The organism is Pseudooceanicola aquaeponti (assembly GCF_050897975.1).
Taxonomy (GTDB): domain Bacteria; phylum Pseudomonadota; class Alphaproteobacteria; order Rhodobacterales; family Rhodobacteraceae; genus Pseudooceanicola.
Genome location: NZ_JBPAXY010000001.1, coordinates 231,809 through 256,488, shown reverse-complemented (window position 1 = coordinate 256,488; position 24,680 = coordinate 231,809). Strand labels below are relative to the sequence as shown.

The window sequence follows — 24,680 nt, the reverse complement described above, 5'->3', positions numbered from 1 at the left end:
AGACTGCATCAACAGGTCGCGTGCGGATCGGATTCCCCTCAGGTGATCAAAGGACCGGATCGGGCCCCTTGGCGAGGCTTTCCCGGCGCAGGTTGAGAAAGGGCAAGGGGCGCCTCGGCCCCTGCGGTCCCTCGGCGCTAGCGCGGCATCGGAATAGCCCGCGCCACGGGGCCGGTGAGGATCGCCAGGGCGCGGGGGCCCATCAGGCTCGCAAGCGCCGGATCGCGACTGCGCAGCCCGCCGGTGTAGGTGCCGAAGGCGGGCAGGATCAGCCGCCGCTCGTCCAGCAGGAAGGCCGGCCGCGCCCCGTGCCCGCGCACCGCCGCCTTGGGGTGATAATGCCCCGAAACCTCGGCCCGCGCGGTGGGATCGGCGATATGGCGGAAGGTCAGCGGGCCCAGGGACAGCTCGGCCAGATGTGTGCCGCCCAGATCCACCGGCCCGGGATCGTGGTTGCCCTCGATCCAGATCCAGCGCCGCCCGGCCTGCAACGTGGCGATCCACAGCCGGTGCGCCTGGGGCAGGGCGCGGGCGGCGGCGTCATCGTCGAAACTGTCGCCCAGACAGACGACAGTCTCGGCGCCGGTCTGCTCCAGCGCCGCTTCCAGCCGGGCCAGGGTATCCTGCGTCTCGTAGGGGGGCAGGGGCGACAGGGCGCGCCGCGCCGCCCGCTCGGCCTTGCCCAGATGCAGGTCCGAAACACAGAGCAGGCGCTGTTCTGGCCAGAACAACGCCCCGGAAGGCAGCGCCGCAAGCTGCGCCCCGGCGAGAGAGAAGGCATAGGCGTTCATGCTTTGGTCTTGCCGCGCCGCCGTGGGAAAGGCAAGCATTGTGAGCAATCGCGCGCGTGGCCCCAGGGGAGGCAGGGGGGGCGGCCCCCGCCGCGTCTGCGACACGCCTGGGCTCCGCCCTTTCGCGGCTGAAATCGTCCCCCGGACGATTTCCGAGACGCCGCTCAGCCCCCGGGATATTTGGGGCAATGAGACAAGGGGGCGGGGCGCCTCCTATCGCCGTCGCACATGTTGACCTACGTCGCAGCCGGGGCGCGCTTGGGGCTTTCAGGTGCCACCTCCTTGCCCTTCTCATTGCCAAAAATATCCCCGCCGGAGGCATCGGCCCGGCAAGGGCCGATAACTGGCGTGGCGGGGGCCAAAGGGGGCACGGTCAGGCCAGGCCCGCGGCCTGCATCAGGCGCCTGGCCTCTTCCTCTTCCAGTCGCGCGCGGCCCTCGCCCTCGACCGGCACCTTGCCGACCTCGAGGAGCAGCGGCGCGGCCAGGGGCGTGACCCGGTCGAGGCGCAGGTGGTCGATGCCCGAGATCCGCCCCAGCATCTCTTCGATGCGGCCGAAATCCACCAGCCCGCGCATCGCCTCTTCGCGGGTGATGCGCATCAGCAGGTGGTCGGGATCGTAGCGGTGCAGCGTGTCGTAGAGGATGTCCGAGGAAAAGGTCGTCTGCCGCCCGGATTTGCGCGCCGAGGGGGTCTGGCGGTTGATCAGCCCGGCGATGGTGGCCGAGGCGCGGAAGGTGCGTTTCATCACCGCGTTCCCCGCCAGCCAGCCCTCCAGCCCGTCGCGCAGGGCGCGGGCGTCGAAGAGCGGTGTGGGGTCGGTCACATCCTCCAGCCCCCAGATCAGGGTGGCATAATCGGTGGCGACGAAGCCAAGCGGGGCCAGGCCCATTTCCTCCATCCGCTTGGTCAGCAGAAGCCCCAGCGTTTGCATGGCGTTACGCCCCGCGAAGCCATAGGTGACCAGGTGCTGGCGCCCGTCGTGGGGGAAGCTTTCCACCAGCAGGCGCCCGGGTTCGGGCAGGCGCGAGACCTGGCGTTGCAGGTCGAGCCAGTCCGCCGTAGGGCCGGGCAGCTCGGGCCAGCTGTCTTGCTGGAACAGGCGCAGGATGCGGCGCGACAGCTGGGTCGAGGTGGCGAATTTCGTGCCTGAAAACACCGCCACCTTGGGTTTGCGCCCCGGGTCGCGGCTGACCTCGACCGTCATATCGCGCAGGCCTTCGTAACGCACGATGCGGCCACCGATCAGGAAGGTATCGCCCGGGGTCAGAGAGGCGGCAAAGCCCTCTTCGACCTCGCCAAGGGCCCGGCCGCCGCCGCGTTTCATCCGCACCTTCAGGGTGTCGCTGTCCTGGATCGTACCGATGTTCATGCGGATCAGCTGCGCCGCGCGCGGGTCGCGCAGCTGCCACTGCCCGTCGGGGCGCTGTTTCAGCCGCTGCCACTGGTCATAGCCGCGCAGGGCATAGCCCCCCGTCGCCACGAAATCGAGGCAGGCGTCGAAGCCTTCGCGGCTGAGCGCGGCATAGGGCCCGGCCGAGGTGACCTCGGCATAAAGCGCGTCTGCGTCGATTGGCCCGGCACAGGCGGCGATCAGGATCTGCTGGCAGAGCACGTCGCGCGGCCCCGGGCCGCGCGGGTCGCCGTCGAGGTCGTTTTCCCGCACCGCCTCAAGTGCTGCGACGCATTCCACCACCTCGAACCGGTTGGCGGGCACCAGCAGCGCCTTTGACGGCGCATTGTAGCGGTGGTTGGCCCGCCCGATCCGCTGCACCAGCCGTTTGACGTTCTTCGGCGCGCCCACCTGGATCACCAGATCCACATCGCCCCAGTCGATGCCCAGATCCAGCGAGCCGGTGCAGACCACCGCCCGCAGCCGCCCCTGCACCATGGCCTTTTCCACCCGCTCGCGCTGCTGCCGGTCAAGCGAGCCATGGTGGATGCCGATCGGCAGCCCCTCTTCATTGGCCATCCAGAGGTTGTGGAAGAAGATCTCGGCCTGGGCGCGGGTGTTGTGGAAAATCAAGGTGATCCGGTGCTGGCGGATCTGGTCCAACACCTCTGGGATGGCATAGGCGCCGCCGCCGCCGGACCAGGGGGGCGGCGTGTCGACCTGCAACATCCGGATGTCGGGCGCCGGGCCGGGGTCGGCCTGGAGGATGGCGCAGGGATCAGGGTGGCGGGCCAGAAAGCGCGCCAGGGCGGGGGGATCCTCGACCGTGGCCGACAGGCCCACCCGGCGCAGCCCGGGGCAGAGGCGGTCCAGCCGCGCCAGCGCCAGCATCAGCTGGTCACCGCGTTTCGATTCCGCCAGGGCGTGGATTTCGTCCACCACTACCCGTTTGAGGCCCGCGAAGATGCGCGGCGCATCCTCGTAGCTGGTCATCAAGGCCAGGCTTTCCGGCGTGGTCAGCAGGATATGGGGCGGATCGGCGCGCTGGCGGCGTTTGACCGTATAGGAGGTGTCGCCGGTGCGGTCCTCGATGCGGATCGGCAGGCCCATTTCTGCGACCGGGGTTTGCAGGTTGCGGCGGATGTCGGCGGCCAGGGCCTTCAGCGGCGAGATATAGAGGGTGTGCAGCCCGTCGTGCCCGCCCTCGGCCAGCTCCACCAGGGTGGGCAGGAAGCCCGCAAGGGTCTTGCCCCCGCCCGTGGGCGCGATCAGCAGCAGGGCGGGATCATCCTTGCGGGCCAGCATGTCGCGCTGGTGCGGGTGGATCTGCCAGCCACGGGCGGCGAACCAGTCACGGAAGCGGGGGGGAAGTGTCATGAGCTGAAAATAGGCAGCGCGCGGGGTGTTGGCGAGGGGGGACGGGCGGGAAATGGCCCAGGGCGGTACCGGACCGGCGGCGGCGGGCGGCGGGGCTGGATCACGGTGGCGGGGCGGCCTAGCTTTCCCTTGGGTCAGTGACAGGGAGCGGGCCATGAGATGGACACGACGCCAGGCGCTGGCGGGGATCGGGGCGGCGCTGGTCGCCGGGGGGGGCGCGGCGCCGGGCATGGCCCGGGCCCAGGGGCTGCGCAAGATCGCCGATCTGGCCTATGGGCCCGGGGCGCGCCAGCGCTATGACCTTTATCTGCCGCAGGGGGCCGGGCCCTGGCCGGTGATCGCCCTGGTGCATGGCGGCGGCTGGCGTCTGGGCGACAAGGGCAATGCCGCCGTCTGGCAGGAAAAGGCGGCTCATTGGGGCGCGCAGGGCTGGGCGCTGGCCTCGGTCAACTACCGGATGCTGCCCGAGGTGGCGCCAGAGGGCCAGGCGGCGGATGTGGCCCGCGCCATGGCCCATCTTCAGACCCATGGTGGGGCCCATGGCCTGGCGACGGGGCGGATCCTGGCCATGGGCCACAGCGCCGGGGCGCATCTGCTGGCCCTGCTGATGGCCGCGCCCGAACTGGCCACGGCCCAGGGCGCGCGCCCCTGGCAGGCGGGGGTGCTCTTGGATACCGATGTCTATGACCTGGCGGGGTACATGCGGGGGCGCCCGTCGCGGCTGCATCGCGGGGTCTTCGGCGACGACCCGGCCTATTGGGCGCAGGTCTCGCCCCTGGCGCGGCTGACCCGGCCGATGGCGCCGATGCTGCTGGTGGCGGCGCAGACCGCGCGGCGCGACACCACCGGCCAGGCCGGGCGCTTTGCCAGCGCCGTCACCGCTCGGGGCGGCCAGGCGCAGGTCCTGCCCGTGGGGCTGAGCCATGCGCAGATCAACCGCCAGCTGGGCCGGCCGGGGGCCTATACGGCGGCGGTGGAGCGCTGGATGACCCAGGCGATGGGATAGGGCGCAGACCCCGGGGTCAGGGATTTGGGGCCTGCGCGCCGGGTCAGCTGCCGGTGTCGGCGCTGCCCTCTTCGGCGGTCTCGCCCCGGGCCTCGACGCTGCGCAGCTGCGCCACCAGCGTGTCGATGGTCGGGCCAAAGCGGCTGTGGTCGGCGGCGGCGGCCTCTTGCGACCAGGTCGAGAAGCGGTCGAGCAGCGGCAGGAAGGCCTCGACCTCGTCACTGTCCCAACCCTTCAGGTAATCGCCCAGGATCATGAACTTCAGCGTCCGCACCGCGTCGACGGTCACCAGACCCTTGTCGGTCAGCTCGACGATGGTGCGGCGCGCGTCCTGCTGGCTGACGCCGCGCTTCAGATAACCCAGGGCGATCAGTTCGGACACCAGCCGCGAGGCGCGCGACGGGTCGATCGACAGGCGGCAGGCGATGGTCGAGACCATGGTCTCGCCCTCTTCGTCGCCAAATTCGTTCGAGGGCGCCCGGGTGGCCATCAGCACGTCCAGCTTGGGCAGGTCGATGTCCAGCTTCAGGCGCTCCAGCGCCATGCGCCCCAGCTCGCGCTTGCCGACCCGGCGGCGCCACTTCTGCAACACGGCGTCGATCTGCAACGCCTGACGGGTTGCGGTTTCGGGAATGCCGGCCTCGGACAGAAGCGCGGCCAGGTCCTCTTCACGCGTTGCGATGGGTCTACCCTCCATTCGATATATGCATGACGTTGACATGCATTTGTCCGCAGCATATATGGGACATAATCCAGTTTAGCAAGGCGCAGGCCCCTCTGTCACGACACAGTGGCGATCACCTGGGCGCCTTCCGATATGAAAAGATGACAGAAATGACCAGTTCTTCCCAACCGGGCGCGACAGCGGCGCCTGCGGGACCGGAGGCCGAGACCGGCCTGCCGGACCCGAAACTGCGCCGGGTGACGATGATCACCGTGGCGCTGACGCTGTTTCTGGCCTCGACCGGCCAGAGCATCGTTTCCACCGCCCTGCCTGAAATTGTCAGCGACCTGGGCGGGCTGAGCTATATCACCTGGGTCGTCACGGCCTTCCTGCTGGCCTCGACCATCGGCGCGCCGATCGCGGGCAAGCTGGGCGATATGTACGGCCGCAAGATCGTGCTTCAGACCGGCATCGGGATCTTCCTGCTGGGCGGTCTGGTGGCCGGTGTGGCCTGGTCCATGCCGATGCTGGTGATCGGGCGGATCATCCAGGGCTTTGGCGGCGGCTCGCTGATCGTGGTCTCCATGGCCGTGGTGGCCGACCTTCTGCCGCCGCGCGAGCGGGCCAAGGCGCAGGGGATGCTGTCGGGGGTGTTTGGCGTCTCCACCGTGCTGGGGCCGCTGGTCGGCGGCTTCCTGGTGCAGACCGTGGGCTGGCATTGGATCTTCTTCGTCAACATCCCCTTCGGCATCGTGGCCTTTGCCGTGCTGACCCGCGCGCTGAGCCACCCGGCAGAGCAGCAGAGCCACAAGATGGACTACCTGGGCGCGGTGCTGCTGATGGCGCTGCTGTCTTCGGTGGTGCTGATTGCCAGCCTGGGCGGGTCCACCCTGGCCTGGTCCTCGACCCCGATGATCGTGCTGATCGCCATTGCCCTGCTGTCGCTGGGCGGCTTCATCACCGCCGAGGCCCGCGCCGCCGAGCCGGTGCTGCCGCTGCCATTGTTCCGCATCCGCAACTTCCTGGCCGCCAATACGGTGAACCTGCTGATCGGCATGGCCATGTTCGGCACGATCAGCTTCGTGCCGATGTTCCTGCAAGTGGTGAAGGGCATCGCCCCCGCCGAAAGCGGGATCTACCTGGTGGCGATGATGGGGGGCTTGATCTCGATGTCCTTCACCGCGGGCCGGGTGATGACCTATACCGGGCGGTACAAGTTCCTGCCCAATGTCTCGATCGTCGTCCTGGCCGCGGCGCTGGTGCTGCTGTCGACCGTCGGCCCCGAGACGCCGATGTGGCAGATCACGCTGAACCTGTTCTTCGTGGGCGCGGGGATCGGGCCGACCATGTCGGTGGGCATCGTCGCCATCCAGACCGCCGTGCCGCGCCAGCATCTGGGCGTGGGCACCGCCAGCGCCAATATGTTCCGCCTGACCGGCGGCTCGGTCGGCACCTCGGTCTTCGGGGCGATCTTCAACCACGGGCTGGGCGAGCATGTGCAGACCCTGTTGCCGCAGGTCGAACGGGTGCAGGACATCACCACCACCCTGGTGGCGGAACTGGATCCGGCGCTGAAGGTACAGGTGGTGCAGGGCTTCTCGGACGCGCTGCAACCGCTGTTCCTGGTGGGCGCGGGCGCCGCCGTTCTGGCCTGGATCGGGTCGCTGTGCCTGGAAGAACGCGGCCTGGGCCCGTCAGAGCCGGTGAAGCGCGACGTACCGGATGCGCCCACCCCGATGGGCCAGAGGGTCGCCGCCGAGTAAGGCGCCCGGGGCGCGACTGCGGGCCGTTGAAAAAGGCCGCGCCAGAGAGATCCGGCGCGGCCTTTTCTTTGCCCGGCGGCAGGTTCGTTCCTGCGCCCGTGCCCCCGCGCAGGTCAGCGCACGATGGCCTCGTCGCGGACAAACATATTCGCCCAGGCGCGGTCGATCAGCTGCGGCGACATCTGATAGGGGATGCCCTCGAATTCGCAGATGGCGATCATCTGGTCGATCAGGAAGACCGGCTGGTAGTTGGCAAAGACATTGCCGATGGTCGGATACTTGTTCTTCAGCAGGTGGCGCAGGGCCGCCTCTGACAGGGGCATCTTCTTCTTGCGGGCCACCAGGGCAAAGATCTTCAGGAAGTTTTCCTGGCTCGGCCCGTCGATCTTGATCTTGAAGAAGATCCGCCGCAGGGCGGCCTGGTCGAAGATCTCGTTCGGGTGGAAGTTGGTCGAGAAGATGACCAGCGTGTCGAAGGGCACCTCGAATTTCTCGCCCGATTGCAGGGCCAGGATATCCTTGCTTTCCTCCAGCGGCACGATCCAGCGGTTGATCAGCGCCTGGGGCGGTTCCGCCTGGCGGCCCAGGTCGTCGACGATGAAGACGCCGCCGGTGGATTTCAGTTGCAGCGGCGCCTGATAGGTGCGGGCGACGGGGTTGTACTTCAGGTCCAGCATGTCCAGCGACAGCTCGCCCCCGGTGATCACCGTGGGCCGTTCGCAGCGCACATAGCGGGTGTCGTAGCGATTGGACGAGCGGCGCAGCTGCGTGGGGTCGTCGCGCTGTTCCTCGGCCGCGGAATGGACGATCGGGTCATAGACGGTGATCACCTGGCCCGAGTATTCCACCGCGCGCGGCACATAGATCTTGTCGCCCAGGGCGTCGCGGATCCCGTTCGAGATCGAGGATTTGCCGTTGCCCGGCGGGCCGTACATCAGGATGGACCGCCCCGAGCTGATCGCGGGCCCTAGGTTGCCGATCAGGTCCGGCGGCAGGATCAGATGGCCCATGGCCTGTTCCAGCCGGTCGCGGCTGATCTGGATATCGCGCACCGACTGGCGTTTCACCTGCTGGGCATAGACATCCATCGGCACCGGCATCGGCCCGAAATATTCCGACTGCGCCAGGGCATCCAGCGCCCGCGCCCGGCCATTGTCGGTCAGCTGATAGCCCATCTCGCCCGAGGAAGAGGCCGACATCGAGCCCGTCGCCTCGATCAGCAGCTGGTCGCGGCACAGATCGACCAGTTCCTGGGTCACCGCCACGGGCAGGCAGATGGCCTGGGCCAGATCGGTCACCTTGTCGGTGTTCTTGCGGAACATGGTCTTGATGACGATGTCGCGCATCATCACCACGGGCAGCCGCATCTCCTCCAGCGTGCTGGGTGCGGGCGGGGCCTGCACCCCGCTTTGGGGCTGCATGTTCATCGGGTTACTCCTCGGGTCGTTCGCGGCAAGATTAAAGCGAAATCCCTGACAGGTCAGGCGGAAATACGTGCAATGGCCTATTTGCGATCCTAGAGTGCGGCGAAAATCATGAGGGACGGATGAACAGGGCGCAGACGAGCCGGTTTCTGAGCGCGGTGATCGCCTTTCTGGCGCTTGAGGCCCTGCTGATTGGCCTGGCGGGCGGGCAGGTCGCGGCGGCCGATCCCGCCCGGGCGCTGCATCTGGCGGACCTGGTGTTGCGGCTGGCGGCGGGCCAGGTGCCGCATCTGGATGTGGCAACGCCCCTCGGCGGTTGGAGCGTGGCGCCCATGGCCCTGTTGCTGCGCGCGGGCGCAACCCTGGGCCAGGCGATCCTCTGGGCGCCCTGGGGGCTGGCGGTGCTGCTGGTGCCCGCGCTGCTTTGGATCGGGTGGAGCCGCCTGACCCTCTGGCCCGCCCTGGCGCTGGTGCTGGCCTGCCTGCCGCTGGTCCTGGCGCCAAGTCTGGGCGGGGCGGGGGCCTCGGTCGCGCCGCACCAGATACGCTGGGCCTGGGCGCTGGTCTGCCTGCTGCTGCCGGTGCTGCTGTTTCCGCCGGTGCAGGGGCGCGCCGGGGACTGGGCCGATGCGGCGGTGCTGGGCCTGCCGATGGCGGCTCTGGCGATGATTGCGCCCGCCGCCGCCCTGGCCCTGCTGCCCGCCTGCGGGCTGGGCCTGCCGCTGAGCGGACGCGCCCGGCTGCTGGCGCGCGCGGGCCTGCTGGCGCTGGCGGTGCTGGGGCTGGTGACGCTGGTACAGGGGGCGGGCTATTGGGCCGCCCTGGGGCGGGATCTGCGCAGCGTGGTGCCCGCCCAGGGGCTGGGCCCGGTGCTGCTGGCGCCGATGCAGGCGCTGGCCCTGATCGCGGCGCTGGTGGCGGTCTGGCTGCTTTGGGCGATTCCGGGGCGGGCCGCCAGCGGCAGCACCCTGCTGCTCTGCCTGCCGGGTTTCGTCTACCTGGCCTGGCGCGGCGGGGGCGCCGATCCCTTGTGGCTGGCGGGGCTGGGCGTGGTGTTGATCGGCCTGCCGGGCCCCGAGGCCGACCCCGACCGCGAACGCATCCTGCGCAGCCTGGGCGGTATCATGCTGGTACTGATCGCGCCGGTCTGGCTGGCCCTGGCGGCCAGCCCGCTCCGCCTGGGCCTGCCGCCCGAGGCGGGGCAGGTGGCCCTGTTGCCCGGGCAGGCGGGGATCCTGGCCCCGGCAGAGGCCGCCGGGCCGGTGGTGGTGCAGCGCCCCTGGACGGGGCAGGCGCAGGGGCCAAGCTTTGCCGGGGCGCCGCTGGAGGACTGCGCGGTGGTGACAGGCGTCGGAACCTATGTCGCTGATCTGGCACGGGACATGGGCGCAAGCGCGGCGCTGGACGGGCAAATGCCGCTGGTCGCCGACCGTATCGCGCCGCAATGGATCTGGCTGGACTGGGCGCCGCCCGTGGCGCGCGGGTCCGAGGCCGCAAGGCATCTGCTGGTGCCCGGTTGCGCCTTGGATCCGGGCGCGCGGGCGCAGGTGCTGGCCGGGATCGACCCGGGCGCGGTGGTACTGGTCGAGGAAACGCCGCTCTATCGCCTGTATCGGCTGGCGCCCTGAGGCCCGGCGCCTAGAGCAGCGCCAGGATCAGGTAGAAGGCCAGGGTGCCCGCCAGGGGAAAGCCCATCGGGAAGGGCGCGCGCAGCCAGCGGGCGCGGGTGCCGGGGGCGCTCTTCACCTCCCAGCTGTCCCAGCCGGGGGCCAGGCGGCGTAGGCCCGTGGCCCGGGCCAGGCGGTGGGTGATAAAGCCGGTGATCAGCAGCGCACAGAAGAGGATCAGCACGTAGATCACGTCATCCGGCGCGATGAAGGGGGCGGCGGCGGGGATGAACTTGGCATCCCCCGCCCCCATGGCGCCGCCGGCGTAGAACAGCATGGTGATGCCCAGGGTCACCACCATGGTCAGCAGGCGCCAGCCATAGGCGTCCAGCGGCATCAGCAGCGGCCCCAGCAGGACAAAGACCAGCGCCAGTGCGGTCACCGTGCGGTTCGAGATCCGCATCGCCGACAGGTCGGTCCAGGCCACATGGGCGCAAAGCGGCAGCACGAAGGGTGCGAAGACCAGCGCGGTCTGGGCCGGGATCGCCAGGTTCGGCGTCAGGAAGCCCGCCATGGGATCAGGCGCTTTCCAGCGCGCGGAGCGAGCGCACGGCCTCTTCGAAATGCTGCGGATGGGTCTCGATCGCCTCGCGCAGCAGGGCCTTGCCGGTTTCGACATCGCCCTGTTTCACTGCCGCCAGACCCAGGGTGTGCAGAAGCTGGGCACGTTCCACCTGGCTCATCTGCATGACGGGCAGGGTGTATTTGCGCTGTGCGCCGCGGGCCAGGATCATGTTGTTCTTGGCGGTGAACAGGGTTGGATCCTGCTGGATCGCCTCGGCGAACAGCACCTCGGCCTCGGCGAAGTCGCCGCGGGTCAGCTTGGAATAGCCCCAGTTGTTCATCACGCCCGAGGGTTTGGTGGTCAGCCCGGCGGCGATTTCATAGAAGCTGTCGGCCTTGTCCCATTCGCGGTTGCTGTCGGCGACCATGGCTTCAAGCCGGTAGCGCTTGTAGGTCTCGAAGGTGGGCGGGATGCCATCCAGCACGCTGTCGGCCTCGGCCCAGGTGCCGGTGCGGATCAGGGCATCGGCGAAATCGACGCGGTCCTCGTTGGTGGCCTCAGGGTGGGCCACCACCTCGCGCCAGGCGCTGACGGCCTCTTCGTTGCGCTTGGCGCGTACCAGGGAACTGGCCAGCCCGCGCTTCAGCTCGATCTTGTCGGGGTTTTCGCGCACCGTGCGGGCGAAATAGGCCACCGCCTCGTTCGGGTCGCCCACCGTCAGCATGATGTCCGACAGGTTGCTTTCCTCGATGACGTTGACCGACTGGAAGGCGCGCTCGACCTCCTTGTCGGCCGGGTCGGCACAGGCCGCAAGACCGGCCAGCGCGGCGAGGGACAGAAGGGTCGCGGACCGCGAACGGGTCCGCGTCACGGAATGACGCTGGTATGGGTGGCGCATGATCGCGTCCTTTGCACTGCTCGTCCTCAGCCAGGGTTCGCGTCGCGGATCTTGTAGTAGCCTTGTCCGCTGTGCACGACCTGGAAATCTTGTTCTTGCCCCGGATCATAGGGCCTTTCGCCCATCATGGCGAGGGCCAAGCGCAGATTGTCGCGAATTGCGTCACTTTCGCCATTATCCAGGGCATAGGCGCGGCGCAAGATCGACACCGCCTCTTGCAGTTTGCCGCGCCCGATCAGCACCAGGCCCAGGTTGTTCCAGATCTCGGGCGGGGTGTCGTCGCTCTCGGCGGCGCGGCGCAGCTGTTCCTCGGCCTGGCCGAGGCGGCCCAGTTGCAGGTTGGCGGTGCCGATGCCCGCATAGACGCGCGGCGTCAGCCCCTGATCCAGGGCGGCGCGGGTATAGGCGTCGATGGCCAGCTCATACTCTCCGGCCTCCAGCAGGCGGTCGCCGACCACCAGCCCGTCCACGGCCTCGCCCCGGGGATCGAGGCCCGGGGCATAGGGGCTGTCGGGGCGGTCGGGTTGACCCGCCACGCAGGCGGCCAGCGCCAGGGGCGCCAGGGCGGTCAGCAGAAGGCGGGCGGACCTGCGGCGGGGCAGGGGGGCAAGGGGCATGACGGCTCCGGGTCGCGGACAGGGGCCAGGCGGCCGGGGCGCGGGCGTTACTGCCCCAGGGCCTGGATGTTCACGATGGAGGGGCCGACCAGGATGATCAAGAGCGGCGGCACGCAGAACATCATCGTCGCCAGGGTCATCTTGGTGGGCAGCTTGTTGGCCGCTTCCTCGGCGCGCATGACGCGCTTGTCGCGCATCTCGGCCGCATAGACGCGCAGGGCGTCGGCAATCGAGGTGCCGAAGGTGGCCGACTGGATCAGCACGGTCACGAAAGAGGAGATGTCGCTGACGCCGCAGCGTTCGGCCATGTCCGAGAAGACGGCGGCCTTGTCCTTGCCCGCCTTGATCTCCCAGCTGACCATCTCGAATTCATCGGCCAGATGTTCATAGGACGAACGCAGTTCCTGTGCGACACGGATGATCGCCTGGTCGATCGACTGACCGGCCTCGACGCAGACCAGAAGCATGTCCAGGCTGTCGGGAAACCCCTGTTCGATCTGGGTCTTACGCTCTTCCAGGCGTTTGGTGACCCAGTATTTCGGCAGATAGTAACCGGCCGCGCCGGGGCCCAGGATCCACATCAGGGTTTTCTGGGTGTCGGGATCGGTCTGGGCGACGAAGAGCATGAAGTAGATCGTGCCGGCCAGAAGACCCAAGAGGCCCAGGGCGAACTGGGCGAAGTAGAAATAGCGCACCGCATCCTTCGAGCGATAGCCCGCTTGCAGCAGCTTCAGCTTGATCGCCGAATATTCCTCTTCGTTCTGCGGCTCCAGGAAGGTGGAGTAGCGTTCCAGCCGTTCGTTGGCCTGTTTGGCGCGCAGCGCCTCGCGCTGGTGCTCGCCGTCCTTGCCGCCGCCGCGCTGGTTCGAGGCCTTCAGCTTGTCCAGCGGGTCGTCTTCCTTCTTCAGGAAGAAGGGGATGGTCAGCAGGATCAGGAAAAGGCCCAGCCCCCCCACGAGGTAGAGCGGCCCGGCGGGGCCCAGGGTGGCGGTGATGAACTGCATCAGATCCTGCATGATCTCTCTCCGTTTTGCCCGCGGCGGCGGGCGGGCCGGGGGCCGGGGGGCCTCAGACCTGGATATTCACCATTCGCCGCATCACGATCAGGTTGGCCGTCAGGAAGACGCCGACCGCGATGCAGGAGGGAATGAAATAGGGGTGGTCCAGAACCGCGTCGTAGTAATGCGGGTCGGACACCAGGATGCCGACCAGCGCCATCAGCGGGAAGGCCGACAGGAACTTGCCCGACCATTGCGCCTCGGCGGTGATCGCCTTCACCCGGCGGAACAGCTTGAACCGGGCGCGGATCACCGCGGCCAGGCCCGCCAGGACCTCGGCCAGGTTACCGCCCGACTGCTGCTGGATGGTCACGGCCACGGCGAGGAAGCGCAGATCCTGAAGGCCGATGCGTTCGGCCATGTCCTTGAGCGCCTCGCCCATTTCGCGGCCATAGGCGGCCTCGTCGGCGACGATGCCGAACTCGGTCGCCAGCGGGTCCTGGACCTCCTTGGCGACAATGCCGATGGCCGAGCTGAAGGGGTGACCCACCCGCAGCGAGCGCACCATCAGTTCCACCGCGTCGGGCAGCTGTTCCTCGATCAGGCCGATCCGCTTCTTGGCCTTGTTGTTGACCCAGACATAGACCGCGCCGATGCCCATCCCGACCGAGATTGCGGCGCGCACCGGCACCGGGGTTTCGGTGCCGATGGTCAGGCCGACGAAGGCCACGACCGACAGGCCCGCCATGATCCCCATCAGCTGCGGCGGCGAGAAGGCGATGGCCGCCTTCTGCGCCTTCTCGGCCAGCAGCGAGTAAAGCGGGATCTCGCGCGAGGCCATGTGCAGTTCCATCTCCTTGCGGAGCTTTTCCAGCACTTCCTCGCGGTTCGAGCCCTTTTCGAGCATCTCTAGCCGACGATTTACCTTGGAATTCAGGCTGATCGACTTGCCGAAGACCGTCAGGTAGAGGCCCTCGATCAGGCCGAAGACGCCTGCGAAGATCAGGATATAGATGATGGGATCCATGGCGATGGACATCATCGGACTTACTCCCTTGCCGGTTCGAAGACCTGCGGGGGCAGATCATAGCCCCACATCCTGAACCGTTCGGAAAAGTGGCTGCGCACGCCGGTGGCGGTGAAATGGCCCAGGATCTTGTTCTCGGGGGTCAGGCCGGTGCGCTGATAGCGGAAGATCTCCTGCATCGAGATCACCTCGCCCTCCATCCCGGTGATTTCGGTGATCGAGGTCATCCGGCGCGAGCCGTCTTGCAGGCGCGAGGCCTGCACGATGAGGTGGACGGCGCTGGCGATCTGGGCGCGCATGGCCTTCAGCGGCATGTCGATACCGGCCATGGCGATCATGTTTTCCAGACGCGAGATGCCGTCGCGGGCCGAGTTGGCGTGGATCGTGGTCATCGAGCCGTCGTGGCCGGTGTTCATGGCCTGAAGCATGTCGATCACCTCTTCGCCGCGCGTCTCGCCGACGATGATGCGGTCGGGGCGCATCCGCAGGGCGTTCTTCAGACAGTCGCGGGGGGTCACCGCGCCCTTGCCCTCGACGTTGGGCGGGCGGCTTTCCATCCGGCCCACATGGGTCTGTTGCAGCTGAAGTTCCGCCGTATCCTCGATCGTCAGGATCCGTTCGGAGTTGTCGATGAAGGACGACAGGGCGTTCAGCGTCGTCGTCTTGCCCGAGCCCGTCCCGCCCGAGACGATGACGTTCAGCCGGCAGGCCACGGCGGCCTGAAGATAGGCGGCCATTTCCTCGGAGAAGGCGCCGAACTTCACCAGGTCGTCGATGCCCAGCTTGTCCTTCTTGAACTTACGGATCGAGACCAGCGAGCCGTCGACGGCAATGGGCGGCACCATGGCGTTGAAACGCGAGCCGTCCTTCAGACGGGCGTCAACATAGGGGTTCGATTCATCGACCCGCCGACCCACGGCCGAGACGATCTTGTCGATGATGCGGAAAAGGTGCTTTTCGTCCTTGAAGGTGACATCGGACAGTTGCAGCTTGCCTTCGCGTTCCACGAAGATCTGGTGCGGGCCGTTGACCAGGATGTCCGACACACTGTCGTCTTGCAGCAGGCTTTCCAGGGGCCCGAGGCCGCGCACCTCGTCGTAAAGTTCCTGGTTCAGCTGCATCCGCTCTTCGCGGTTCAGCACGATGCCCTTTTCCTGCAAGACCTCGGTCGAGATCGCGTTGATCTCCATCCGCAGGTCGTTTTCCTGGGCGGTTTCCAGGGCCGACAGGTTCAGGTTGTCCAGAAGCGAGCGGTGCAGGTCCAGCTTGATCTCGGACAGGCGTTCCTTGCGCTTGCGGTTACGGTCTGCCGCGCCGGCCTCGGCCGGTTTGGCATTGGGCATGGGCTTGCGCATGACGCGCACGCCGCCGGTGCCGCCCGGGGCGGGGGCATCGGCCCGGGGCGGCACGGGGGGCGCGGCGGCCGGTTTGGGTTTCGGCGCGGGCGCGGCAGAGGGGCGGGGGGCGCCCGACGCGGCGGCGTTGCCGGGCTTGCCCGCCGGGGTCGCGCTGTCTTTCTTGTATCGCGAAAACATCGGCTATCCTCCGGTCAGGCCTCCGCGGCGGCGGCGGCGTAATCCAGATCCAGCAGCGATTGCGCCAGTTTCTGGATTTCCTTGCGCAGCGGGTTCTTGGGCGCGGCAGAGCCCAGCGGCACGCCGTGGTCGGCGCCCTGGGTCACCTGGCGGCCACCATCGGGGAATTGCAGCTCGATGGCGATATCCAGGGTCTCGGCCAGACGCTTGACGCGCTGGCGACCGGACAGGTCGGTGAACTTCGGCGCGCGGTTCAGCACATAGCGCAGCTTCTCGAAGGGCAGATCTTCGGCTTGCAGGGCACGTTTCAGACGCTGGGTGTTCTGGGCAGAGCGCATGTCCATCTCGATCAGGGCAAAGTAGACCTGAGCTTCGTTCAAAACCGTTTCGGTCCACTGAACGACGGTCCGCGGCATGTCGATGATGACGAAATCGAAATGCGAGCGCGCCATGTCGATGATCCGTTGCACGTCGTCCTGGGTGATCAGGTCGAGCGGCAGCATTTCCGACGGGGCGGTCAGGACCGAGATCCGGTCCTCGAAGCCCAGAAGGGCCTGGCGGAAGACATCGGCGTCCATCGCCTCGGTGTCCGACAGCAGCTCGTAGACCGCTTCGCGGCGCGGCAGGTCCAGATAGGTGGCGACAGAGCCATATTGCAGGTCGAGATCCAGCAGGCAGACCTTGGGCGGCGGCGGCGCCTCGGCGCCCTTCTTGCGGCCGCGCTTCTTCTTCGGCGCGGCGGTCATGCCTTCGGACAGCTCATAGGCGATGTTGACGGCCAGGGTGGTGGCGCCTGCGCCGCCCGACAACCCGTGGCAGACCAGAACGGCGCCGTTGCGGTCGCCCTTGCCGCCACCGGTGCGGGGGATGATATGGCCGTCGTGATCCTGCTCCGGCTCGGGGTCGGGCTGCTGAATGCGGCTGATCGCGGCGGCCAGCTCGTTCTCGGGCAGGGGGTAGGGGACGAATTCGTCGGCGCCCTTGCGCAGCAGTTGGTGCAGCGCGGCGGGGCTGACATCCTCGGCGATCAGAATGACCTTGATCCCCTGGGCGCGCGCCTGGGTGATCACCTCGCCCAGCAGGACCAGGTTTTCCTCGTCCTCGGCATCAATCGCCATGGCGATGAATTGCAGGGTTTCGGCCTCGGGCTGGTTGAAGAACATCAGGGCCTCGGCAAAGCCGAGATCGCCCCATTTGTCCCCCATGACCGTTTCCATGTCCTCGATCAGCAGTTCGAACCCGTCCGGCTCGCGCCGGATGGTGCACGCAACGATCGGGCTGGGATCAGCCTGTAATGTCGCAGATGCGCTCATGGTCGTTCACTACCTCTCATTTCACTGCGGCCCGGTGGCCATGCCTGCCTTGGGGCAGACGATTGGGGGCGTTTCGGCCCCGGGACGACTCATGTCCTCCGCAGCGATCCAGGGTCGAAACTGCGGGTCAACTTGGGCGACAATACGGCCAAAAAACCGAATTGTTGCGGATTTGGCGCCAGAGTGGCGATCTGTTTCGCGGGTGTAAAATAAGGGATTTGCAAGCGGTTTGCACGGGTTGCCGTGCCCCTGCGGGCCGCAGACCGCATTCGCGCCGCTTTCAGGCCCCCCGGCTGCCGCAGAGCGGCAAATCGGGCCCCGATCCGCGCCGGTTCCGGTCCCGTCCGAAGGGGGCCGGAGGGGGCGCAATCCCTTATTCGCCCTGGGTCACGATCTGGGTGATCTCGCCGCCTTCCAGCGTCGAGCGCACCGGGGCGCTTTCGTTGACGTAGTCGCGATAGACGATCTGGGCATATTTGCCGTCCAGCACGTTGGGATGGCGTTTGACGAAGCCGGTGACCTCGGTCACCGTGCGGCGGTTCTGCCGCTCGGGCTGCTGGGTATAGACCAGCGGCTGCGTCTCGCCGAAGGAGGACACCGCCTCGAGCCTGTCGCGGCTGATCCCCTGGCTGACCAGATAGGCGACGGCTGTCTGGGCGCGGCGCAGGCCAAGGCGGCGGTTGTAGCTGTCGGAGCCGACAAGGTCGGTATGGCCATAGACGCGGAACTGCACCTCGGGGAACTCGCGGATCCAGGCGGCCTGACGGCTGAGGACGGCCATCGAGGCCGGATCCAGCCGGGCCGAGTTGAAGGCGAAGTTGATCGTCGTCGGCACCTCGGCGGCGAAACGCTGGTTCAGGTTCTCGACGTAGGAGCGCTGGCCGGTCTGCACCAGCTGGTTGTTCATCGTCGAATTGCCGAAATCGCCCCGATCGTTGATCGCGCCCGCCTCGCGGGTGAAGGGGGAATAGCCGTCGCTGGCACAGGCGGCCAAGAGGCCGGTCAGCGCGGTTGCAGCCAGAAGCGGGGGAAGGCGTCGCAGGGTCATGAGCGTCTGGTTACTCCATCACATAGCCGTAGGAGCCGCTGAAATCCTGCCGCGCCACTTCGCCGGCGCCACCCGACAGGCGCGCGCCCTCTTCCCTGGTCACGTTGCCGAACAGGAACAGGTCCTTCTCGGACGGCGGGCGGACCCGGTCGGTGGGCAGGGCCAGGGCTTCGCCCCGGGTGGGCGAGACCAGATGCGCGGTGATGATGATCACCAGTTCCGATTGCTGGCGCTGGTATTCGGCGCTGCGGAACAGCGCGCCCAGCACCGGCACGTCGCCCAGCCAGGGCAGCTGGCTGTTGCTGTCGGTGAAATCGTCCTGCAACAGGCCCGCGATGGCAAAGCTTTCGCCGTCGCGCATCTCGACCGTGGTCGAGGCTTCGCGCCGCGAGAAGGCGTCAATGCGGAACGAATTGATCTCATAGCCGTTGGTGCTGTCGATGGCCGAAACGGCGGCCGAAAGCTCCAGGTTGATCACGTCGCCGTCGACCACGCGCGGCACGAAATCCAGTTCCACCCCAAAGGGTTTGTATTCGACGGTGACCGAGGTGCTGTCCTGGGCCACGGGCACGGGATATTCGCCGCCCGCCAGGAACTTGGCCTCTTGCCCCGACAGGGCGGTCAGGTTCGGTTCGGCCAGGGTGCGCACCACGCCCTTGGTTTCCAGCGCCTCCAGCAGCATCCCCACCTCGACCGAGCCGACGTCGAAGCCCAGAAGGATGGCGCCCGCGCTGGAGTTGGAGCTGGGCAGCGAGCCGCCCAGGATATTGGCCTGGCCCCCGGCATTGGTGCCGCGGGTGCCGCCGCCCTCGACCCCCAGGCCGCCGCCAAAGGCAGAGCCCGAGAGGCCAAGCGAGGTGGACAGGGATTTGGTGACCGAGCGCTGCATCTCGGCGAAGCGCACCTTCAGCATCACTTGCTGGGTGCCGCCCACCGACATCAGGTTCGACACCCGTTCCGGCGCATAGCGTTCCGCCAGGTCGAGCGCCCGTTGCAGCTTTTGCGCCGAAGAGACGACGCCGGACAGCACGATGCCGTCATTGGCGGTGCGCACCTCGATCTGTTCGCCGGGCAGGATCTGTTTCAGCCGGGCCTTGAACTCGGTCACATCGGCCGAGACGATCACGTCGACATTGGTGATCAGCTGACCGGCGGCGTTCAGCAGGGTCAGGGTCGTGGTGCCAGGGCTTTTGCCCAGGACATAGATCGACCGGTCCGACAGCGACGAGATATCGGCGATGGCGGGGTTGGCGATGGACAGTTCCGCGAAGGGCACGTCGCTTTCGACCACCACGGCGCGGTTCATCGACACGTTCAGTTGCGATTCGGCGTTCTGGTTGACCACGCGCAGCGTGTCGGCAAACGCGGGAAGCGGCGCTTGGTATACCAGCGCCGTGGCGCCCAATAGGGCGGCCTTCAGAAGTCGATCGAATGTCATGTGACCTGCCTCTCGGATCACTGCTCGGGTCCGGGTCTTGTGCCCGGTCTTTTGCCTATCCTGCGATACTTCCGCTTTTCATGCAAGAATCAATGATTTCAGAGCCGCGGCGGTTGTGGATAAGTGGCAACAACCCTGGGCTGTGTCGGCTGGACGATGGCCCGAAACCGGGCGGGGCGCGGATGCGAAAAGGGCGCCGCAGATGCGACGCCCCTGATCCTTCGGTTTCGGTCCCGGCTTAGTCGGTGCAGGGGATCGGGATCTCGACCACCTCAGAGCCGCGCCGGTTGCGGATCGTGCAGACGCGATCCTCGGGGGCGGGGGCCTGTTGCACCGGCGCGGTTTCCTCGGCCAGGGGGATCCCCAGCAGGCTGCGCTGGTCGACCTCGATCGCCTCGGCGACGGTGTCGTCGTACAGACCCACAAGCGACAGCGACAGCCGCCCGGTGGATTGTGCCTGCGCCAGGGTGGCCACCTGCTGCGGGTTGATCGCGACGGTGACGGTCTGGGCGATGGTGGTCTCGCTGAGATCGGAATTCGCGCTCTGGTCGATGGCGATCAGCTCGACGCCGCTTTCGATCAGCTTGGTAAAGTCGCCGCGCATCCCGTCCACGCGGCCGGTCCAGTAGACATCGACGCGGTCGCCGGGGCGCAGGAAGCCCGAGACGCCGGTGGCCACGTCCACCGAGATGGCGAAGGCACGCATCCCACGGGTCAGTCGCGAGGTCAGCCCGGCCTCGGTGCCCGGTTCGGTTACCTTGACCTCCAGGATGGCCTCGCCCTTTTCCATGGCGCGGCGCACGTAGCGGGGGGCGTCGTTGTCATCGGGGAAAAGCGCCGCTTCCTCGCTGAAGATCCCCTCGGGCAGGGCGGTGCGCGGCCAGTCGACCTGCTGCACGTCCTCGGGGGTCAGCACCTCGCCATAGGCCAGGGCGCGGGTCGCGATAAAGACCGGCGTCGTGGCGATCGCAGGGGCCTTCTTGGCCTGTTCCTGCATCAGCGCGCGCTGCATGTTATCCTGATATTCCTTGAACATGTAGACCGCCGCCCCTGCCAAGGCGAGGCCCACGATGAGAACCAAACCAAACACGACCCGCATGTTGAATTCCTCATTACCTGTCCGCGATCTGCTGGGCCCCCCGGGGGACTGGCTGTCGCGGCTGTGAAGTGCATCCCTGATGTCATCACCGATCAATGTGACGAAATCAGGGTGCGGGATAGACGTTGCGAAGGCCGGTTATTCGACCGGCTTTTCGCTCATGTAGGTGGCCGCCCGATCCGACAGGATGTCTGTCGCATTGGACATGGCCGTGAAGATCGCCACGCATAGGGTGATCACCAGCGCCACGAGGACGACCCAATCGACGGTCACCGCCCCGTCTTCCTTGCGGATGAAACGGCGCAGCAGTCGAGATCCGAGTTTCCCGTTCATATCTCTGTGCCTCTGCTGGGTGCCCGAAGGCACCTGTTGGACGGGCGGCGCGCACGCGGCGCGGGCGCGACACCCGAAGGCCAGCCTGAGGATACAAAAAGGCCGCGTCCTGAGTTGGACGCGGCCTTCTGCCACTCTCAGGTAAGAGCGGTCAGCTCTGATTACTCACCAACGGTGGTGTTGGTCATGAACGTCTCGACGTCGCCGGTCAGGTCATCTGCACCACCGGAAATGGCGGTGTAGGCTGCGCCACCCAGGGCGACAACGGCTGCGGTCAGCACGACCCAGTCAACGGTCACGGCGCCGGATTCGTTCTTGCGGAAGTTTTTGATGAAGTTGATCATGGTCTTGTCCCTCCAAAGGATCAGATAGGTTTCACGTGATCCGCTTTGATGTTTGCTGTGGCCCGTTGCTCTCTCTCTTGGGTCACCATCTCTGCGGCACGGGTTATTTATAGCCCCCGGATTCGGGCAGGATTTGGGCACCTTTGTAGCGAAAAAAGAGTTTGTTCATATTCCAACGGATCTCGGTGTTAAGGCATTGATACGTAACGGTTTATTATTTTCATCCCTTCGTCACTTTTCTCTTGGGACCCTGTTTGAGAGGGGGCAATTCGGATCCCCTGGCCCCAATTGCGGGGGTGAATCGACCCGATTCCGGGCCCCTGTCCGGCAATTCAACGGGGCCTGGCAGATCCGGCCCGCAGCGACTCGCCGTCCTGCCGTCGGGCGCCGGGTCCGGGGCCTGCCGGTGATCGCCGGGGCCCTGCTGGCGGGGCTGGTGCTGGGCCTGCCCGCCCGGGCCGAGGGGGACGGGCCGCCGCCCTTCCAGGATTTCACCTTCCGCAGCGTGCGCCCGCCTGAGCCGGGCACCAAGAAACGCATCACGGTGCAGATCGCCCCCGCGCCTGCGCCCGCCCCGGCGGCCCCGTCCCCCGGGGGAGAGGGGGGCAGGGCGGCAGAGGCAACGCCCGGCCAGGGCCGCTACGGCTGGTTCTGGGAGGCGATGTCGCCCGCCATGGCCGACAGCGGCCCGGGGCGGCTGGAACCGGCGCTGACGGCCCTGGCCACGGCGCCCCAGGGCCAGGCGGTGCCCGCGCCGCGCCTCGGGGCGCTGATGCAGATCGCCCGCGACCAGATGGCGCCCATCCTGATGAACAGTGCCGGCACCCGCGTGTCGCCCGCCCTGGTGCTGGCGGTGATCGCGGTGGAATCGGCGGGCGATGCCGCCGCCGTCAGCGGCGCGGGCGCCCAGGGGCTGATGCAGCTGATGCCCGACACCGCGCTGCGCTATGGCGTCTCCGACCCCTTCGATGCCGAGGACAACATCAAGGGCGGCATCGCCTTTCTGGATGCGCTGATGGAGCGCTTCGGCGGCGACCCGATCCTGGTCCTGGCGGGCTACAACGCGGGCGAGACGAAGCTGGCCGAGCATGGCGGCGTGCCCGATTTCGCCGAGACCCGCGATTACGTGCCCAAGGTGCTGGCGGCCTTTGCCGTGGCCAAGGGGCTGTGCCTGACCCCGCCCGAGCTGATCTCCGACGGCTGCGTCTTCCGCCTGCCGGACTAGGCGGGGCGCGGGGGGCAGATGCAAAAGGCCCGGGCGCTGTGCCCGGGCCTTTCAAATGTCGCTGTGGGGCAGGGGCCCTCAGACGATGGTCGCCTCGGTGGCGGCGCGCATCTCGTCCTCGGTGACGCCATCGGCCAGCTCAAGGATCTTCAGACCGCCCTCGACCACTTCCAGCACGCCCAGGTTGGTGATGATCATGTCGACCACGCCCGCGCCGGTCAGCGGCAGGGTGCATTCCTTCAGCACCTTCGACTCGCCGTGCTTATTGGCATGGTCCATGACCACGATGACGCGGCCCACGCCCGCCACCAGGTCCATGGCGCCGCCCATGCCCTTGACCAGCTTGCCGGGGATCATCCAGTTCGCCAGGTCGCCCTTTTCGTCCACTTCCATGGCGCCCAGGATCGCCGCGGCGATCTTGCCGCCCCGGATCATGCCAAAGCTGGTGGCGCTGTCGAAGTAGGAGGTGCGCGGCAGTTCGGTAATCGTCTGCTTGCCCGCGTTGATCAGGTCGGGATCCTCTTCACCCTCATAGGGGAAGGGGCCCATGCCCAGCATCCCGTTCTCGGATTGCAGGGTGATGTCCTTGTCGCCCACGTAGTTGGCCACCAGCGTCGGGATCCCGATGCCGAGGTTCACATACATGCCGTCTTCAAGTTCCTGTGCCGCGCGGGCGGCCATTTGGTTACGATCCCAGGGCATCGTTACGCCTCCTCGCGGCTACGGGTGGTGACTTTCTCGATCCGCTTCTCATGCGTGCCCTGGATCAGGCGGTGCACGTAGATGCCGGGCAGGTGGATGTGATCGGGGTCCAGCTCGCCGGGTTCGACGATCTCCTCGACCTCCATCACGCAGACCTTGCCGCACATGGCCGCCGGCGGATTGAAGTTGCGCGCGGTCTTGCGGAAGATCGCATTGCCCGTGGTGTCGGCCTTCCAGGCCTTGACGATCGAGAGGTCGGCAAAGATGCCTTCCTCAAGGATATAGGTCTCGCCGCGGAAGTCCTTGTGTTCCTTGCCCTCGGCAATCTGGGTGCCGACGCCGGTCTTGGTGTAGAACCCGGGGATGCCTGCGCCACCGGCGCGCATCCGTTCGGCCAGGGTGCCCTGGGGGTTGAACTCCAGCTCCAGCTCGCCCGAAAGGTACTGACGCATGAATTCCGCGTTCTCGCCCACGTAGGACGAGATCATCTTCTTCACCTGGCGGGTCTGCAACAGGATGCCGATGCCGAAATCATCGACGCCCGCGTTGTTCGAGGCAAAGGTCAGATCCTTGGTGCCTGCCTGCTTGATCGCCTCCAGCAGCAGTTCGGGAATGCCGCAGAGGCCAAAGCCGCCCGCCGCAATCTGCATACCGTCGAAGAGCAGCCCGTCGAGCGCCTCGGACGCCGAGCCGTACACTTTCTTCATGAAATCCCTCCTCATGCCAATTCGCCTCTGTCATGCCGCCGGGGGGCTGCGAAGTCAAATGTAAGCAGGCCCTATACGGGTTTTCACGATAGGGGCGCGGGACGCGTCAGATGATGCGCACCTGGGTGCCGATCGGGGTCGCGGCGAACAATTCTTCGATGGCGAAGTTGTAAAGGCCGATGCAGCCGTCCGAGCTTTGCCGGCCGATCTTGCGCGTGTCATGGGTGCCGTGGATCAGATAGGCGGGCCAGCTGAGGTACATGGCATGGGTGCCCAGCGGATTGTCGGGGCCGGGGGGCATGTAGCGCAGCTCGGGGAAGCGTTCCATCATCGAGGCGGTAGGGGTCCAGTCGGGGCCGACCTTCTTGCGCACCACTTTCGTGTAGCCGCGCCGGGTCAGCTCTTCCGAGGCGGGAACCGAGGTGGGGTAGATGCGATAGTCGCTGCCGTCGGCGTTCCAGTAGTGCAGCGCCCGCGAGGTGGTGTCGCAGACGATGGCGCCGACGCCCAGGGTGTCGAAATGGGTGCGCCAGTCCTGCCGCACGAAGCTGGAGGTGTTGCGCCGCACCGGCGCCAGTTCCGGCGCGGGGATCATCGGCGGCGGGCCGTCTGTCGCCTCTTGCGCGCGGGCGGCGGCGGGCAGCAGGGTGGCGGCGGCGCCGGTCAGCAGCAGGCGGCGGCGGGACAGCGAGCCTGGGGACAGGGGGCGCAGGGACAGGGGGCGCTGGGAGGGCGTCGTCATGGTCTCTCCGATCTCGGGACGGGAATGTGCCACAAGATCGGGGGGACGGGCACCAGTTGCCAAT

Annotated in this window: 23 protein-coding genes; 4 read left to right on the top strand and 19 right to left on the bottom strand. The window is 67.2% G+C overall.

Annotation, left to right across the window (positions count from 1 at the left end; translation table 11 throughout):
- Nucleotides 1–137: 137 nt before the first annotated feature.
- A complete protein-coding gene (gene pdeM, locus ACRARE_RS01200; RefSeq protein ID WP_432654580.1) occupies nucleotides 138–791 on the bottom strand; it encodes a ligase-associated DNA damage response endonuclease PdeM in 654 nt (217 codons plus the stop codon).
- Nucleotides 792–1,164: 373 nt separating this feature from the next.
- A complete protein-coding gene (locus ACRARE_RS01195) occupies nucleotides 1,165–3,561 on the bottom strand; it encodes a ligase-associated DNA damage response DEXH box helicase (protein WP_432654579.1) in 2,397 nt (798 codons plus the stop codon).
- A 154-nt stretch (nucleotides 3,562–3,715) separates the two neighbouring features.
- Between ACRARE_RS01195 and ACRARE_RS01190 the strand changes: the two genes are divergently transcribed.
- Nucleotides 3,716–4,567, top strand: a complete 852-nt coding sequence (locus tag ACRARE_RS01190) for an alpha/beta hydrolase (protein ID WP_432654578.1) — start codon at nucleotides 3,716–3,718, stop codon at nucleotides 4,565–4,567.
- A gap of 43 nt (nucleotides 4,568–4,610) precedes the next feature.
- Here the strand turns inward: ACRARE_RS01190 and ACRARE_RS01185 are convergent, their stop codons facing one another.
- Complete coding sequence (locus tag ACRARE_RS01185) at nucleotides 4,611–5,264, bottom strand: MarR family winged helix-turn-helix transcriptional regulator (RefSeq protein ID WP_432654577.1); 654 nt, start codon at nucleotides 5,262–5,264, stop codon at nucleotides 4,611–4,613.
- Between the two features lie 137 nt (nucleotides 5,265–5,401).
- Between ACRARE_RS01185 and ACRARE_RS01180 the strand changes: the two genes are divergently transcribed.
- Nucleotides 5,402–6,994, top strand: a complete 1,593-nt coding sequence (locus ACRARE_RS01180; RefSeq protein WP_432654576.1) for an MDR family MFS transporter — start codon at nucleotides 5,402–5,404, stop codon at nucleotides 6,992–6,994.
- Between the two features lie 113 nt (nucleotides 6,995–7,107).
- Here the strand turns inward: ACRARE_RS01180 and ACRARE_RS01175 are convergent, their stop codons facing one another.
- Nucleotides 7,108–8,421: a DUF8689 domain-containing protein gene (locus ACRARE_RS01175; RefSeq protein WP_432654575.1), complete on the bottom strand. Its 1,314-nt coding sequence runs from the start codon at nucleotides 8,419–8,421 to the stop codon at nucleotides 7,108–7,110.
- 119 nt (nucleotides 8,422–8,540) lie between these two features.
- On the opposite strand from ACRARE_RS01175, the gene ACRARE_RS01170 reads away from it, so the two are divergent.
- Complete coding sequence (locus tag ACRARE_RS01170; RefSeq protein ID WP_432654574.1) at nucleotides 8,541–10,046, top strand: hypothetical protein; 1,506 nt, start codon at nucleotides 8,541–8,543, stop codon at nucleotides 10,044–10,046.
- 10 nt (nucleotides 10,047–10,056) lie between these two features.
- Here ACRARE_RS01170 and ACRARE_RS01165 read toward each other — a convergent pair whose 3' ends face one another.
- The 12 genes from ACRARE_RS01165 to ACRARE_RS01110 form a co-directional block, all read right to left on the bottom strand.
- Nucleotides 10,057–10,599 carry a prepilin peptidase gene (locus tag ACRARE_RS01165; protein ID WP_432654573.1) on the bottom strand — a complete coding sequence of 181 codons (543 nt, stop codon included), beginning with the start codon at nucleotides 10,597–10,599 and terminating at the stop codon, nucleotides 10,057–10,059.
- Nucleotides 10,600–10,603: 4 nt separating this feature from the next.
- Nucleotides 10,604–11,488, bottom strand: a complete 885-nt coding sequence (locus tag ACRARE_RS01160) for a tetratricopeptide repeat protein (protein ID WP_432654572.1) — start codon at nucleotides 11,486–11,488, stop codon at nucleotides 10,604–10,606.
- Nucleotides 11,489–11,514: 26 nt separating this feature from the next.
- Nucleotides 11,515–12,105 (bottom strand): tetratricopeptide repeat protein, encoded by a 591-nt coding sequence (locus tag ACRARE_RS01155; protein ID WP_432654571.1) that lies wholly within the window; start codon nucleotides 12,103–12,105, stop codon nucleotides 11,515–11,517.
- A gap of 47 nt (nucleotides 12,106–12,152) precedes the next feature.
- A complete protein-coding gene (locus ACRARE_RS01150; RefSeq protein ID WP_432654570.1) occupies nucleotides 12,153–13,121 on the bottom strand; it encodes a type II secretion system F family protein in 969 nt (322 codons plus the stop codon).
- Nucleotides 13,122–13,173: 52 nt separating this feature from the next.
- Nucleotides 13,174–14,142: a type II secretion system F family protein gene (locus ACRARE_RS01145; protein ID WP_432655046.1), complete on the bottom strand. Its 969-nt coding sequence runs from the start codon at nucleotides 14,140–14,142 to the stop codon at nucleotides 13,174–13,176.
- Between the two features lie 8 nt (nucleotides 14,143–14,150).
- The gene (locus ACRARE_RS01140) at nucleotides 14,151–15,665 is read right to left on the bottom strand and encodes a TadA family conjugal transfer-associated ATPase (RefSeq protein WP_432654569.1); all 1,515 of its coding nucleotides are present in this window, start codon (nucleotides 15,663–15,665) and stop codon (nucleotides 14,151–14,153) included.
- 14 nt (nucleotides 15,666–15,679) lie between these two features.
- Nucleotides 15,680–16,978: a CpaE/TadZ family protein gene (locus ACRARE_RS01135; protein WP_432654568.1), complete on the bottom strand. Its 1,299-nt coding sequence runs from the start codon at nucleotides 16,976–16,978 to the stop codon at nucleotides 15,680–15,682.
- A gap of 373 nt (nucleotides 16,979–17,351) precedes the next feature.
- Nucleotides 17,352–18,026 (bottom strand): OmpA family protein, encoded by a 675-nt coding sequence (locus tag ACRARE_RS01130; protein ID WP_432654567.1) that lies wholly within the window; start codon nucleotides 18,024–18,026, stop codon nucleotides 17,352–17,354.
- A 10-nt stretch (nucleotides 18,027–18,036) separates the two neighbouring features.
- Nucleotides 18,037–19,464 (bottom strand): type II and III secretion system protein family protein, encoded by a 1,428-nt coding sequence (locus tag ACRARE_RS01125; protein WP_432654566.1) that lies wholly within the window; start codon nucleotides 19,462–19,464, stop codon nucleotides 18,037–18,039.
- A gap of 238 nt (nucleotides 19,465–19,702) precedes the next feature.
- Nucleotides 19,703–20,563: a Flp pilus assembly protein CpaB gene (cpaB, locus tag ACRARE_RS01120; RefSeq protein WP_432654565.1), complete on the bottom strand. Its 861-nt coding sequence runs from the start codon at nucleotides 20,561–20,563 to the stop codon at nucleotides 19,703–19,705.
- A gap of 138 nt (nucleotides 20,564–20,701) precedes the next feature.
- Nucleotides 20,702–20,896, bottom strand: a complete 195-nt coding sequence (locus tag ACRARE_RS01115; RefSeq protein WP_432654564.1) for a Flp family type IVb pilin — start codon at nucleotides 20,894–20,896, stop codon at nucleotides 20,702–20,704.
- 161 nt (nucleotides 20,897–21,057) lie between these two features.
- Nucleotides 21,058–21,240, bottom strand: coding sequence for a hypothetical protein (locus tag ACRARE_RS01110; RefSeq protein ID WP_432654563.1), 183 nt, complete (start codon nucleotides 21,238–21,240; stop codon nucleotides 21,058–21,060).
- Nucleotides 21,241–21,646: 406 nt separating this feature from the next.
- Here ACRARE_RS01110 and ACRARE_RS01105 point away from each other — a divergent pair, with 406 nt between their 5' ends.
- Entirely contained in the window at nucleotides 21,647–22,465 is an 819-nt protein-coding gene (locus ACRARE_RS01105) for a lytic transglycosylase domain-containing protein (RefSeq protein WP_432654562.1), read from the top strand.
- A 78-nt stretch (nucleotides 22,466–22,543) separates the two neighbouring features.
- On the opposite strand, the gene ACRARE_RS01100 is transcribed toward ACRARE_RS01105, so the two are convergent.
- The 3 genes from ACRARE_RS01100 to ACRARE_RS01090 all read right to left on the bottom strand — a co-directional run bounded on the left by ACRARE_RS01100 (nucleotide 22,544) and on the right by ACRARE_RS01090 (nucleotide 24,577).
- Nucleotides 22,544–23,167, bottom strand: coding sequence for a CoA transferase subunit B (locus tag ACRARE_RS01100; protein ID WP_432654561.1), 624 nt, complete (start codon nucleotides 23,165–23,167; stop codon nucleotides 22,544–22,546).
- A 2-nt stretch (nucleotides 23,168–23,169) separates the two neighbouring features.
- Nucleotides 23,170–23,874, bottom strand: a complete 705-nt coding sequence (locus ACRARE_RS01095) for a CoA transferase subunit A (RefSeq protein WP_432654560.1) — start codon at nucleotides 23,872–23,874, stop codon at nucleotides 23,170–23,172.
- A gap of 106 nt (nucleotides 23,875–23,980) precedes the next feature.
- Complete coding sequence (locus ACRARE_RS01090; RefSeq protein ID WP_432655045.1) at nucleotides 23,981–24,577, bottom strand: L,D-transpeptidase; 597 nt, start codon at nucleotides 24,575–24,577, stop codon at nucleotides 23,981–23,983.
- Nucleotides 24,578–24,680: the final 103 nt, after the last annotated feature.